Annotated in this window: 11 protein-coding genes; 5 read left to right on the forward strand and 6 right to left on the reverse strand. The window is 73.7% G+C overall.

What is annotated here, in order from left to right; genetic code table 11:
• Positions 1-52: 52 nt before the first annotated feature.
• Positions 53-829, reverse strand: coding sequence for an ABC transporter ATP-binding protein (locus tag ACFYYJ_RS18160; RefSeq protein ID WP_376659822.1), 777 nt, complete (start codon positions 827-829; stop codon positions 53-55).
• A 392-nt stretch (positions 830-1,221) separates the two neighbouring features.
• Here ACFYYJ_RS18160 and ACFYYJ_RS18165 point away from each other — a divergent pair, with 392 nt between their 5' ends.
• Both ACFYYJ_RS18165 and ACFYYJ_RS18170 read left to right on the forward strand, forming a co-directional pair.
• Positions 1,222-2,766, forward strand: a complete 1,545-nt coding sequence (locus ACFYYJ_RS18165) for an MFS transporter (RefSeq protein WP_385363351.1) — start codon at positions 1,222-1,224, stop codon at positions 2,764-2,766.
• Positions 2,767-2,838: 72 nt separating this feature from the next.
• Positions 2,839-3,654 carry a hypothetical protein gene (locus ACFYYJ_RS18170; protein ID WP_385363352.1) on the forward strand — a complete coding sequence of 272 codons (816 nt, stop codon included), beginning with the start codon at positions 2,839-2,841 and terminating at the stop codon, positions 3,652-3,654.
• Here ACFYYJ_RS18170 and ACFYYJ_RS18175 read toward each other — a convergent pair.
• Positions 3,651-4,214 carry a CGNR zinc finger domain-containing protein gene (locus ACFYYJ_RS18175; RefSeq protein ID WP_389133583.1) on the reverse strand — a complete coding sequence of 188 codons (564 nt, stop codon included), beginning with the start codon at positions 4,212-4,214 and terminating at the stop codon, positions 3,651-3,653. The two genes, ACFYYJ_RS18170 and ACFYYJ_RS18175, sit on opposite strands and share 4 nt — an antisense overlap.
• Positions 4,215-4,295: 81 nt before the next feature.
• On the opposite strand from ACFYYJ_RS18175, the gene ACFYYJ_RS18180 reads away from it, so the two are divergent.
• On the forward strand, positions 4,296-5,165 hold the full coding sequence (locus tag ACFYYJ_RS18180) for an alpha/beta fold hydrolase (RefSeq protein WP_389133585.1): 870 nt from the start codon (positions 4,296-4,298) through the stop codon (positions 5,163-5,165).
• Between the two features lie 76 nt (positions 5,166-5,241).
• Here ACFYYJ_RS18180 and ACFYYJ_RS18185 read toward each other — a convergent pair whose 3' ends face one another.
• From ACFYYJ_RS18185 to ACFYYJ_RS18195, 3 genes are all read right to left on the reverse strand, one after another.
• Positions 5,242-6,141: a DivIVA domain-containing protein gene (locus tag ACFYYJ_RS18185; protein WP_385128671.1), complete on the reverse strand. Its 900-nt coding sequence runs from the start codon at positions 6,139-6,141 to the stop codon at positions 5,242-5,244.
• A 132-nt stretch (positions 6,142-6,273) separates the two neighbouring features.
• Positions 6,274-8,853, reverse strand: a complete 2,580-nt coding sequence (locus ACFYYJ_RS18190; RefSeq protein ID WP_389133589.1) for an SUKH-4 family immunity protein — start codon at positions 8,851-8,853, stop codon at positions 6,274-6,276.
• Between the two features lie 7 nt (positions 8,854-8,860).
• Positions 8,861-9,856, reverse strand: coding sequence for an SMI1/KNR4 family protein (locus ACFYYJ_RS18195; RefSeq protein ID WP_376659811.1), 996 nt, complete (start codon positions 9,854-9,856; stop codon positions 8,861-8,863).
• 229 nt (positions 9,857-10,085) lie between these two features.
• On the opposite strand from ACFYYJ_RS18195, the gene ACFYYJ_RS18200 reads away from it, so the two are divergent.
• Both ACFYYJ_RS18200 and ACFYYJ_RS18205 read left to right on the forward strand, forming a co-directional pair.
• Positions 10,086-10,694, forward strand: a complete 609-nt coding sequence (locus ACFYYJ_RS18200; protein ID WP_385128669.1) for a YwqJ-related putative deaminase — start codon at positions 10,086-10,088, stop codon at positions 10,692-10,694.
• A 2-nt stretch (positions 10,695-10,696) separates the two neighbouring features.
• Positions 10,697-11,206: an SUKH-3 domain-containing protein gene (locus ACFYYJ_RS18205; RefSeq protein ID WP_389133591.1), complete on the forward strand. Its 510-nt coding sequence runs from the start codon at positions 10,697-10,699 to the stop codon at positions 11,204-11,206.
• A gap of 152 nt (positions 11,207-11,358) precedes the next feature.
• Here the strand turns inward: ACFYYJ_RS18205 and ACFYYJ_RS18210 are convergent, their stop codons facing one another.
• Entirely contained in the window at positions 11,359-12,642 is a 1,284-nt protein-coding gene (locus ACFYYJ_RS18210; RefSeq protein WP_389133594.1) for a sensor histidine kinase, read from the reverse strand.
• Positions 12,643-12,731 lie beyond the last annotated feature (89 nt).

Genomic DNA, 12,731 nt, shown 5'->3' on the forward strand with positions numbered 1-12,731 from the left:
CGCCCCTTGTGCGCGACGAAGTTGCGCCGCGAGGTCTTCAGGACGGTGTTGCTCACGAGGTCCGCCCGCGCGCGTCGAAGTCCTTCATGCGGTCCAGGACCTGGTCGGCCGTCGGCCCGTACATCTCGTCGACGATGCGTCCGTCGGCGAGGAAGATGACGCGGTCCGCGTAGGAGGCGGCGACCGGGTCGTGGGTGACCATGACGATGGTCTGGCCCAGCTCGTCGACCGAGCGGCGCAGGAAGCCCAGCACCTCGGCGCCCGCCCGGGAGTCCAGGTTTCCGGTGGGCTCGTCACCGAAGATGATCTGCGGGCGGGCCGCGAGGGCGCGGGCCACGGCCACGCGCTGCTGCTGGCCGCCGGACAGTTCGGTCGGGCGGTGCTTGAGGCGGCCGGCGAGGCCGACGGTCTCCACGACCCGGTTCAGCCACTGCGCGTCCGGCTTGCGGCCCGCGATGTCCATGGGGAGCGTGATGTTCTCCAGGGCGTTGAGCGTGGGCAGCAGGTTGAACGCCTGGAAGATGAAACCGATCCGGTCACGGCGCAGCTGCGTGAGCTTCTTGTCCTTCAGCCCGGTGACCTCGGTGTCGTCCAGGAAGATCTGCCCGCTGGTCACCGTGTCGAGCCCGGCGAGGCAGTGCATCAGCGTGGACTTGCCGGAGCCGGACGGACCCATGATCGCGGTGAACTGCCCGCGCATGATGTCCACGTCCACGTCGTCGAGGGCGACCACCCGCGTCTCCCCGGAGCCGTAGGCCTTGACGACCTTCCGCGCCCGGGCCGCGACGGCTTCATGCCCTCCAGTACCCCCGTGCCTGGTTTCGGTCATAGCCGTTGTCACGGTCTTTCTCCTTCTGCGGTGTGCGGTGTGCGGTGTGCGATCTGCGGGCTGCGATCTGTGGGCTGCGGCCTGCGCTGCCGTCGTCCTGAAGTCTCCGGCGGGAGGGGTGTCGGGCGCGCTGGTGCCCATCGCCGTATCCGCCCGGGGGTTAACCCCACCCCCGGCCGTCCGGCCCCCGGCCCCCCTGGCCCGTATGTTCCAGTCAACGAGCCGCCGGGGGCCGATTCCTCCTCCGCCGGGACGAACGGCCCCTGGCCCGTAATACGGAGGTCCCCTTAGGGGTTGTCCACCCTTCGGACGATGCGTCCTGGGGGATATCCCGGGGCACCACCGCGGTGAGATGGTGTTCCCCGCATATACGTGTACGGGGAAGGGATCTTGTGGGCGCAAGGGAAGGCACGACCGGCGCGACCGGGACCACGGGGATCGCGCCCGCCGGGCGACCGCCCCGGGCCGTCGTCGCCTCGCTCATGCTCGGGATGGCCCTGGTCGCCCTCGAAGGCACCGTCGTGGCCACCGCGGTCCCGCAGATCGTCGGCGACCTCGGCGGCTTCTCCGTCTTCTCCTGGCTCTTCTCCGGGTACCTGCTCGCCGTCACCGTCACGCTCCCCGTCTACGGGAAGCTCTCCGACACCCTCGGCCGCAAGCCCGTGCTCCTCTTCGGCATAAGCCTGTTCCTCGTCGGCTCCCTGCTCTCCGCCGCCGCCTGGAACATGGCCGCCCTCATCGCCTTCCGAATCGTCCAGGGCCTGGGCGGCGGCGCCCTCCAGGGCACCATCCAGACCCTCGCCGCCGACCTCTACCCGCTCGCCGAACGGCCCAGGATCCAGGCCCGCATGTCCACCGTGTGGGCCACCTCGGCCGTGGCCGGCCCCGCCATCGGCGGGCTGCTCGCCTCCTACGCGCACTGGCGCTGGATCTTCCTGGTCAACCTGCCGCTGGGCGCCCTCGCCCTGTGGATGATCTCCCGCCACCTCGTCGAACCCGTACGCTCCCCCGGCCGCCGCGGCCCGGTCGACTGGGCCGGCGCCCTCGGGGTCTTCGCCTGCGGCGGGGTGCTGCTCTTCGCGCTCGTCCAGGGCGGGGTCGCCTGGCCCTGGCTGTCCGCGCCCTCGCTCGGCCTCTTCGCCGCCGGCGCCCTCCTGGCCGCCGTGGTCGTCCGGGTGGAACGCCGGGCCGAGGAACCGATCCTGCCCGGCTGGGTCTGGCGCCGGCGCACCATCGCCGCCGTCAACCTCGCCATGGGCGCGCTCGGCCTGCTGATGGTCGCCCCGATGGTGTTCATGCCGACGTACGCCCAGTCCGTGCTCGGCCTCGGGCCCGTCGGCGCGGGCCTGGTCATGTCCGTGATGACCCTGAGCTGGCCCATCAGCGCGGCCCTCAGCCAGCACGTCTACCGGCGCATCGGCTTCCGCAACACCGCCGCCCTCGGCATCTCCCTGGCCGCGGCCATCCTCTTCGCCTTCACCCTGCTGCCCCACCCGGCCCGGCCCTGGCAGCCCGCACTGATCATGCTGCTGCTCGGCGGGGCCCTCGGCCTCTTCCAGCTCCCGCTGATCGTCGGCGTCCAGTCGACCGTCGGCTGGGCCGAGCGCGGCACCACGACCGCCTCCGTGCTGTTCTGCCGTCAGGTCGGCCAGAGCGTCGGGGCGGCCTTGCTGGCGGCCGTCGCCAACGCCACCCTCGCCGCGCGGCTCGCGGACGCCCCCGTGGCGGGACTCCCCGGCCACCTCGACGACGTCGCGAAGGCGCTGGAACGGCCGGAGCTCCTCCCCGGAGCCGCCGCCGCGTACCTGCGCGAGGCCGTCGCCGCCGCTGTGGACCACATCTTCCTCGGCGCCACGGCCGCGGCCGTCGCGGCCCTGCTGATCCTGCTGCTGGTGGCCCCGCGCCGGTTCCCCGTCCTGCCCGACCAGGAGCAGTGACGACAGGGGGCACTTGTCATGACCCCGGCCATTCGGACACCCTGTGACCAGGACCGCATCCGGGGGGACGACATGGCATCCACGCTCTTCGCACTGGCGTTACTCGCCGCACTGACCGTGCCCGTCGGCCTGCGCCTGCGCCGCCACCCCGGTTTCATCACCGGCCGCGACGGCCGCCTCTCCACCTCGATCGTCCTGGCCCTGGCCTGGACCGTCATCCTCGTCTGGCTGCTCCTCGCGATCCTCGTCCACGGCCTCACCGCCGGCGGCGGAGTCTCGTACTTCCAGGGCGACGACGGCCCGCTCTCCACGCTGACCGGCGTCTACCTGCCGCTGCTCGGCGGCCCGTACGCGGCCCTGATCGGCGCGAAGACCGTCGTCGGCATGCGGCTGGAGAACGGCAGCATGGCCAAACCCGCCCCGAAGCCGACCGCCTCCGGCCGCAGGCCGCTGCGCGAACTCGTCGCGAACGACAGCGGCCGCGTGGACCTCGTCGACCTCCAGTACGTCGCCCTCAGCGCGGTCACGATGGCGTACGTGGTCCTGTTCTTCCTCGCCGACGTCGACGGCGGACTCCCCCGACTCCCCTCGGAGATCTGGGCCCTGACGGGCGCCCCGGCCGGCGCGTACCTGATCAACAAGATGGCCGTGCGCGGCAACCCGGTCATCACCGGCGCCACCCTCACCGGCCCGACCCTCACCATCGAGGGCGGCGGCTTCACCCCCGACCCCACGGTCACCGTGAACGACAGCGCCACCCCGGCCACCTCCGACCCCGCGACGGGCACCCTGACGGCCACCCTCCCCGAGGGGACGAAGCCCCCGCTCACCCTGGTGGTCACCACCAACCGCGGCCTGCGCAGCGACCCGTACCGCCTGGAGCCCTAGGCCGCCCCTTCCCCCTTGTGGCGGGCGTAATACCGGGCCACCCGGGCCCGGTTGCCGCACACCGACGCCACGCACCAGCGGCGGCGCGGGTGCGCGGGCAGGAACAGCAGCACGCACCCCTCCCCCTCGCACGCGCGCACCGACCCCACCCGGGGATCCGTCAGCAGGTCCACGACCGCGTCGGCCAACTCCGCCGCCAGCCGCCGGGCCGGCGGGGCCGCCCTGCGCGGGACGGCCACCACCCCGCCCCCGGCCTCCCAGGCCAGCTCGCGGTGGGCCGGCGCCGCGGCCAGGGCCCCGTTCAGCACGCCCAGCGCATCCGCCGGCGGCCGCTCCCCGCTCCGCACCGCCCCGACCACGGCACGCGCGGCCTCCCGCACCCCGCACACGGCCGCCACCTCGGCGGCGCCCACCTCCCCGACCGGACCCAGCCGCCCCTCCTGCACGGCCAGCCACGCGGAGAGACCGGCCGGGTCGGCGATCAGATCGCCGACGGCGGTACGGGTGTTGAGGAGGTCCAGGGCGAGGGGCTCACCGATGAGCGGAAAGTCGACAGTCACGTCCCTAATGCTATCAACCCCCCTTGACCCATTAAGGATCATCGACAAGACTAATGGAACCAACACCCCAGGAGGCATGTGATGAGCGCAGTCGCAGTCGAAGTCCGGCACCACACGGTCGACGTCGACGGAGTCCGCGTCGCCTACCGCGAGAGCGGCCCCGCCGACGGCCCCGTCCTGCTGCTCCTGCACGGCTTCCCCACCGCCTCCCACCAGTTCGCCCGCCTGATGGACGCCCTCGGCGACACCCCCTGGCGCCTCATCGCCCCCGACCACCCCGGCTTCGGCCGCACCGAGACCCCCGCCGACTTCACCCACACCTTCGACCGGCTCGCCGACACCCTCGAAAACTTCACCGACGCCCTCGGCCTGGACCGCTACGCCCTCTACGTCTTCGACTTCGGCGCCCCCATCGGCCTGCGCCTCGCCACCCGCCGCCCGGACCGCGTCACCGGCCTGATCGTGCAGAACGGCAACGCGTACGAGGAGGGCATGTCCGACATGGCCCGCGAGTTCACGGCCCTGCGGCGGGACGTCCCCGGCAACGAGGAACAGGTCCGCGGCCTGTTCACCCTCGAAGGCACCCGCTTCCAGTACGAGGCCGGCGTCGCCGACACCTCCCTGATCTCCCCCGACAGCTGGACCCTCGACGCGCACTACCTCGGCCTGCCGGGACGCGCCGACGCACAGGCCGACCTGGCCTTCGACTACGCGTCCAACCTGCGGCGCTACCCGGAATGGCAGGCCTGGCTCCGGAACTCCGGGGTACCGGTCCTGGTCGTATGGGGCGCCGGCGACCCCTTCTTCACCCCGGTCGGCGCGAAGGCGTACCTGCGGGACGTGCCGGACGCCGCCGTGCACGTCTTCGACGGGGCGGGCCACTTCGCCCTTGAGACCCACCTGAACGTGATCGCACCGCTGATCGCGGCCTTCCTGACGACCCTCCCCTGACCCCGCCGCTGCCGGGGCTCCGCCCCCCGCCTGCCCGGCGCCGCTGCCGGGGCCCCGCCCCGGAAGCCGCGGGACCTCACCCAGCCGAGCCCCCCGCAGGGGGCCCCGCCGGGGTCCGACCCGTCAGCGCCGCCAGGCTCGCCCGGACGTGGTCCATGTGCGCCCGCATCTCCTCCTCCGCCTCCGCGTGCTCCCGCAAGACCCGCTCCGTCTCTCGCCCCACCCGCTCCTCCTCCACCCGCGCCCCCGCCAACACCTCCGCGGCCAACGCCTCCGCGTCCTCCTGGCCGTGCCGCGCCGCCTCCTCCGCCTCCGCGAACCCGCGCCGGGCCCCCGCCAGACGGGACTCCGCCGCGCGCTCCGCCTCCGCGTGCCGCGCGGCCGACTCCGCCTCCCGCGCCTCCAACTCCCGCTCAGCCGCGTCCCACCGGTCCACGTGCTCCTGCTCCCGGTCCGCCAGCAGCGCCTCCGACCGACGCCGCACCGCGTCCAGACCCGCCGCCGCCTCCGCCCGCCACCCCGCCGCGTCCTCCCGCGCCGCACCCCGCGCGTCGTCCGCCTCCCGCTGGGCCCGCAACAGCCCCTGACGGGCCCGGACCTCCGTCTGCTCCCGTACCGCCACCGCGTCCTGCCGCGCCAGCTCCGCCACCCGGTCCGCGTGCGCCTCGGCCGCACCCCGCGTCGCCGACGCGTCCGCCCGCGCGTCCACCCGCAGCGTCTCCGCCTCCTCCTGCGCCAGCAGCAGGATCCGACGGGCGCGCTCGCTCAGCTCGTCGTACGTCTGCGGCTGCGGCGCCAGCGCCGCCACCGCCTCCCGCAGCCGCTCCGCCTCCGCCTCCATCTGCTTGGCCAGGACCGTCAACCGCGCCACCCGCTCCCAGGCCTCGTCCCGGCTGCCCGACAGCCGGGCCAGGTACCGGTCCACGTCCTCCACCCGGTAGCCACGGCCGCGCACGATCGCAATGGGTGCACTCATCCTGGAAGCGCCTCTCTCGCGGGGATTCCCGTCAAGGATGCGCCATTTGCTCCCGGAAGCCCGAATGGCCGGGCCGAAACCCCTTTCGAGGGGTCTCGACCCGGCCATTCGTCCACAGCGAACGGGCCGCCGCTACAGCAGCCCGTCCCACATCTGCTCCAGCAACACCGACCACCAGCTCTCCGGCGAAGCCAGCGCCGCACTGTCCAGCCCCGCCAGGTTCGCCTGGAAGTCGACCGTCCAACGCCCCGCCTGCTCCGGCGTCAGGTGCTGCCGCAGCCGCCACATGTGACCCAGCATCGCCAGCGACCGCACGAACTGCGGCAGGCTCGAATTCACGAACTGCGGCGGCACCGGCGCACCGCCCGGACCACCCTCCACCGGCACCGCCACGATGTGCGCCGTCCCGTACTGCACGCACAGCGCCTTGCCGAAGTCACTGCCGACCACCAGGTACGAACCCGCGTCCGAAGCCGGCTGCACCTGCCGCTGCGCCGCCATCTCGGCCAACGTCGGCACCGGCTGACCCGGCACCGCCTGCGCCCAGAAGAACGGCCCGAAGTCGACCGGCAGACCCGACCACATCAGCGTCTGCGCCACGATCTCCGGCACACCCTGACGGGACACCGCCCGCTGGTCGAAGCGGAACACGCCCTGCGGACCGAACGCCCCCGCCAGCTCCGCCGCGATCGCGTCCAGCGGGATCGCCGGCTGCAGCGGAACCTGCGGCAGCGGCGCCCGCACCGGCGCGGGGCGCGCCGGACCGTCCGCCACCTGGTGGAGTTCGCCCTGATGGGTGAGCAGATGCCGCATGCCCTGCTGACGGCCCGCATGGTCCTTGCCGTACGGAGCCACGCTCGTGATCCGCACCTGCGGCCACGTCTCCCGGATCATCCGGGCGCAGTAACCGCCCGGCAGCTCACAGGACTCCAGCTCCGTGTGCAGCTCCAGCACCTGCTGCGGCGGCACGTTCATGGCGCGCAGCTCGTGCAGGATCTGCCACTCCGGGTGCGGGGTACCGGGCGCCGAGCGGCGGATGAGCTGCTGCTCGGAACCGTCGGGCGCGCGGTACCGGAGCACCGCCTGGTAGCCGGGCCCGACCGTGGGCACGCCGGAGGGAGCCGGCGGCATCTGGTGCGCCGCAGGGGCCTGGGGCGCCGCATGCCCCGCCACGGATCCGCCCGGGGGCGGGCCGGGGGGCGCCGGCGGCCGACCGGTGACGGCCGGACCGGCCAGCATCGTCGCGGCATGGTCCAACCCGCCCCCGAGCGACCCGCCACCGGGAACCCCCGGCGGACCGGGAGGCTGCGGAGCGCCACCGGGAGCCCCCGGAGGACCGGGAGGCGCCGGCGGCTGACCCGTGATCGCCGGACCCGCCAACATCGTCGCGGCATGGTCCAACCCACCACCCAGCGACCCACCACCGGGAACCCCCGGCGGACCGGGAGGCTGCGGAACCCCACCACGCGGAGCCCCCGGAGGACCGGGAGGCGCCGGCGGCCTACCCGTGACCGCCGGACCCGCCAACATCGTCGCGGCATGGTCCAACCCACCACCCAGCGACCCACCACCGGGAACCCCCGGCGGACCGGGAGGCTGCGGCGCCCCCGGCGGAGGCGGCGGCATCGGCGCACCCTGCGGCCCCGGCGTACCCGGCACTCCTTGCACTCCCTGCACTCCCTGTCCTTCCTGCACTCCCGCCGACAACGGCGCGCCCGACCCTCCGGACGCCCCCGGAGCCACCGGCGGGGGCGGCACGGCAGCGCCGCCGGCGCCCCCGGCCGAGTCGCCCCGCCGATCGATCCTGGCCCGGCTCGTGGGCGCGTCGGCGATGTCCGCCGCGTCCGACCCGAGCGCCGGCACGATCCGGGTCTTCGGCAGGCTGCTGCCACCGGGGATCAGCGTGGTCTTCGCCTCCGGGGCGACCCCGGAGGACGGGGCGTCGTCCAGGTCCGACCCGGACAGCGGCGGCGCGAACACGGTCGCGGGCAACGGCACGGAGGCGTCGTCCGTACCGGAGTTCACATCCGTACCGGCCCACGGGGTGGACCCGGCCGGCACCCCGTCGTTGGCGGTCGGCTCGTACGGGATCTCACCCCCGCGCCGCAACGGCACCGCGTCCACGGGCTCCGCGGCCCGAACCGGCACGGCGTCCACGGGCTCGACCGCAACGGGCTCCGGAGCCCCCACGGCCACGCCACCACCATCAGACGCACCGGCCCCGGCGCCCACACCCACAGACGCACCAGCAGCCACACCGGCACTCGCAGGCACACCGGCATCCGAACCGCCAAGCCCAGCCGCAGGCGTCACGGCAGGCGTCACCGCCGGCGGAATCCCCGCCCGGTCCGCCGCCTCCTGCAACCACTCCGGCGGGCTCAGGATGAACGAAGTCTGCTCCGAATCGATCCGCGGCGGCGGAACCGAAGCCTCCGAAGCCGACGCGGCCGCGGCCGCCCCGTACTCCTCCTCGTACCGGCGGATCACCTCACCCACCGGCAACCCCGGCCACAACGTCACCTCACCGCTGTCCCTCGCGATGACCAGCCGCTGCCGCCCACCACCGGACACCGGACCGGCCGCCCGGTCCTCCGCCCACACCACGAACCCGAGCCCGAACTCCCGTACCCGCACCTCACGATGCTGGTACCCGGGCACGTCCCCGTTGATCCACTCCTCGGCGCGCTCCTGCGCCTGCGCAAACGTCACCATCGCGCGCTCAACCCTCCACCCGCGCCGGACCCGCCACGGGAACCGAGCGTGCGAATCCGCCGTCCACCATCAGACCGGCCACCGTTTCCAGCTCCGGCGGATTGCCGGCCAAGCGCTCCAGGAAGGCATCGAAATCAGCGCCGCACGGCAACAACAGCCGCTCCACACGCTCCTGGACGGACCACCCGTCCCGGTCACGCGCGTCGTCGTACGGCGAGAACCACACCGACCCGATCGACTCGCCCTTGACCTTCAGCGCCAGCAGCCCGCCCTGCGCGAAGGCCACGCACAGGTAGTCCTTCGTCAGGTGGTCGCGCAGGCACTTGTTGACGTAGACGAGATCGTTGACCGCCGCCTCCTCACGCACCGTGAAGAACGGCTGGTCCACCAGCAGTCCGAGGTCCACGTCCAGACCCGCGCCCACCGGAGCACAGCCGCCCGCCGCCTTCAGGAACGACCGGTACGCCTCCGGCAGCCGGTAGCCGAGATCCTCCTCGACACCCTGCACCTGCGACTCGGACACCGAGACCACCGACTTCGGCAACCCCATGTGCACCGGACGCACCTCCTGCAACGGCCTCGTCCCACGCTTCTCGTGGTCCACCGGAGCCGTCGCCAGGCCCGCGTGATGCCGCAACAACGCCTTCACCTCGACCGGCACCAGCTCCATCCGCCGCGAACCCGCGACGTGGTGCCACGTCCAACCGTGCGGCGTCGCGACCGGACCGACCGTGTCCCACAGCTCGTGACCCGTCGCCTTCATCGCGGCGTTCGCGGACACGTAGTCCGTCAGACGCAGCTCGTCCACGCCGAACCCCTCCGGCGGCTCGGCGATCTCCACCGCCGCCCGCGCGTACGCGGAGAAATCCGGATGCCCCGCACCGCCCATCCGCACTCCGTGGGGATGCCGAGCAGCCCGGACCGGGTCCGGGAAATGCACGACCTGCCCCGAGTACGCGGCGTTGGGTGGCGCGGCATGCTGCCCGAGCCGACCTGTCGTCATGGCGGTAGCCCCCTGCTGGATCTGGCTGGTTCACCACAGCCTATGCGCTGGGGCAAGAGCGTCACCCGCCCGCGACCGGCCCACCCACCCGCGGGCCGGGAACATCCGAATTGATACGAATATTCGACCCCGCTTCCGTATGACGGATGACATTTGGCAGGCTGTCCCCGCAGCACGGGGGCGTGCGCACAGCGGCGACCACCGCGGCCACGGGAGGGAAAGCGCGAACATGCACAACACGGCAACACGTACAGACCGGGCCGACTCCACCGGCCCCGGAACCGGACCCCCCACGGGCCCGGCCACCCCCCAGGCCACCGCTACGGCCGCCGCCCAGGCCCCCGAAGCGAGCGGCCCCACCGGCGACCCCCGCCTACGCTGGAGCAGCACCAACGGCCGCCCCGCCGCGCCCGTCCTGCGCTTCCGCCGCGACGGCATCCTCCCCACCATCGCCGCCGCCCTCTCCGTCCGCGGCGAAACCCTCACCGGCACCGCCGGCAAGGGCGACCAACCACCCGCGCTCCACCCCCTCGTACAGGACTTCCTCGACACCCTCACGAGCGGCCAGCGCGAACGGTTCACCGGCCGCTGCCCCGAGGCGATCCTGCTCTCCCGCCACCTCGCCGGCGTCGAAGGCGCCCGCTCCAAGCGCGCCTCCCGCAAACCCCTCTCCCCGAGCGAGGCCCGCCGCTCCCTCAAGCACTCGAAGATCACCGCACGCCGCATCCGCGAGGACGGCGACCCCCTCCACGGCAGCTACGCACCCCCCTGCCGCTCCTGCGAGGCCCTCCTCGCCCACTTCGGCGTACGCCACGTCGACCTCACCCCCGCCGAGTAGCCATGACCACCACCTCAGCCTCCTACGACCGCTCCTCGGCCACCCGGTTCCCCGTCTCCGTGGACTCCGCCCTGCGCACCGCCGGCTGGGAACCCGGCCGCTGGGACATCAAGCAGGCCGAGTACTGGGCCGACGCCCTCCGGGACCACACCACCCCCGCCGGCCACCGCCACACCGTCTTCCCCGCCGCCGTCGAGGCCTGGGCCGAATTCGGCGGCCTCACCATCACCACCCGCGGACCGGGCCGCCAGATAGCCCCTGTGGCGATCCGCGTCGACCCGACCACCGGCCTCCACCTGGCCCGCACCTTCGCCGACCTGGGCCGCGCCCTGTCCACGGAGCTCTGCCCCCTGGGCACCGAGGCCGACGCCGGCTCCCACCTGGCCATCGACCGCGAGGGCCGCGTCTACGGCATCGACCACACCGGCGACTGGTACCTCGGCGCCAACCTCGACGAAGCCCTCGCCCTCCTCCTGACGGGCCTCCAACCCACCCGCCTCACCACGGGCTGACAGGCCCGGGCCCACGACGGGGCCACCCCCGGCACCCGCACACACGCACTCAGGCGGGCCGAATCCAGCCCCTCCGGCGTTTGAGGAGCGGGGGTCCGGGGGCAGCGCCCCCGGCAACGGCGCCGCACCGGCCCACCCAGCCGGCACCCGACCTAGCCCCCCGCCCCCACAGGCAGCACCGCCGACACCTTGAACCCGCCCCCATCCGTAGGCCCCGACACGAACACCCCACCCAGCCCGAGCACCCGCTCCCGCATCCCCACCAGCCCGTTCCCCCCACTGGGAAGCCCCGGCTCCGGAGCCTGGGCATCACACGGCCCGTTCTCCACCTGCATCGCCACCTCCCCCTCCCGGTGCGCGAGCCGTACGACGACCCGCGCGCCCGGAGCGTGCTTGTGGCAGTTGGTCAGCGCCTCCTGCACCACCCGGTAGGCGGTCTGCTCCACCTCCGCCGCGTACGCGGACACCGCCTCCCCGTGCACCACCATCTCGACGACCATCCCCGCCACCCGCGACTGCCCGACCAGCGCTTCCAGCTCGCACAGCGAAGGCCCGTCCTCGACCCCCGGACCCCCCACCAACGCCACCGGCACCGCGGCGGCGGCAGCAGCCGGGACCGCCACCCTCACCGGCTCCTCCCGCCGCAGCACCCCGAGCATCTCCCGCAGCTCGGTCAGCGCCTGCCGCCCCATGTCCCCCACCAGCGCCGCGTTCTTCGCCGCCCGCACCGGATCCTTCGCGGCCACCGCCTCCAGCGCCGCCGCGTGCACCACCATCAGCGACACCCGGTGCGCGACCACGTCGTGCATCTCCCGCGCGATCCGGGTCCGCTCCTCCGTACGGGCCCACTCGGCCCGCTCCTCCGCCCGGTCCGCCAGCAGCGACAGCTCCCGCTCCAGCGAGTCCGCCCGCTCCCGGAGGCTCTCCATCAGCCGCCGCCGGGCCCCCATGTACAGCCCGAGCAGCACCGGCGGCACGGTCAGCGCCACCGCCACGAACACGGACAGCATCAGCACGAACGTCCGGCCGGCCTCCGTGTCCCCGCTGGTCCGCAGGTACATCACGGCGAAGGTCGCGGCGAGCGCCATCGAGGTCAGCGTGGCGGTGATCCGGCGGGGCACCTCGGAGGAGGCCACCGTGTACAGGCCCACCACCCCGAGCAGGAACCCCATCACGGCCGGCGTGACGCCGATCCCCACCAGCACCACGGCCACCGGCCACCGGCGCCGCACGAGGAGCGTTGCCCCCACCATCACCCCGAACAGCACCCCGGCCGCGGTCGGCACCCCCGCCTCGTGGGCGAAGGACACGCCCTCGAACCCGCACTCCACGGCGGACGCCACACCGAGCGCCACGTCCACCACGACGTCCCGCCGCCGCCCCCACCACCACACAGGCGGGCCCGCGCGGCCTTCCACATCCCCCGAACCGGTCATGCCGACCAGCGTACGCAGGGGCCCCAGCACACGGTCGACCGGAATTCCGACGAACTCGCGGTAATCGCACGTACGAATGATTAGCCCGT

This window comes from Streptomyces sp. NPDC002467, assembly GCF_042889825.1.
Taxonomy (GTDB): Bacteria; Actinomycetota; Actinomycetes; order Streptomycetales; family Streptomycetaceae; genus Streptomyces.

What these genes read in the sequence shown, in the direction of transcription:
- ACFYYJ_RS18180 (WP_389133585.1), top strand. Translation starts at nt 4,296, where the DNA reads ATGAGCGCAGTCGCAGTCGAAGTCCGGCACCACACGGTCGACGTCGAC.
- ACFYYJ_RS18170 (WP_385363352.1), top strand. Translation starts at nt 2,839, where the DNA reads ATGGCATCCACGCTCTTCGCACTGGCGTTACTCGCCGCACTGACCGTG.
- ACFYYJ_RS18195 (WP_376659811.1), bottom strand. Translation starts at nt 9,856, where the DNA reads ATGACGACAGGTCGGCTCGGGCAGCATGCCGCGCCACCCAACGCCGCG.
- ACFYYJ_RS18190 (WP_389133589.1), bottom strand. Translation starts at nt 8,853, where the DNA reads ATGGTGACGTTTGCGCAGGCGCAGGAGCGCGCCGAGGAGTGGATCAAC.
- ACFYYJ_RS18210 (WP_389133594.1), bottom strand. Translation starts at nt 12,642, where the DNA reads ATGACCGGTTCGGGGGATGTGGAAGGCCGCGCGGGCCCGCCTGTGTGG.
- ACFYYJ_RS18160 (WP_376659822.1), bottom strand. Translation starts at nt 829, where the DNA reads ATGACCGAAACCAGGCACGGGGGTACTGGAGGGCATGAAGCCGTCGCG.
- ACFYYJ_RS18205 (WP_389133591.1), top strand. Translation starts at nt 10,697, where the DNA reads ATGACCACCACCTCAGCCTCCTACGACCGCTCCTCGGCCACCCGGTTC.
- ACFYYJ_RS18185 (WP_385128671.1), bottom strand. Translation starts at nt 6,141, where the DNA reads ATGAGTGCACCCATTGCGATCGTGCGCGGCCGTGGCTACCGGGTGGAG.
- ACFYYJ_RS18200 (WP_385128669.1), top strand. Translation starts at nt 10,086, where the DNA reads ATGCACAACACGGCAACACGTACAGACCGGGCCGACTCCACCGGCCCC.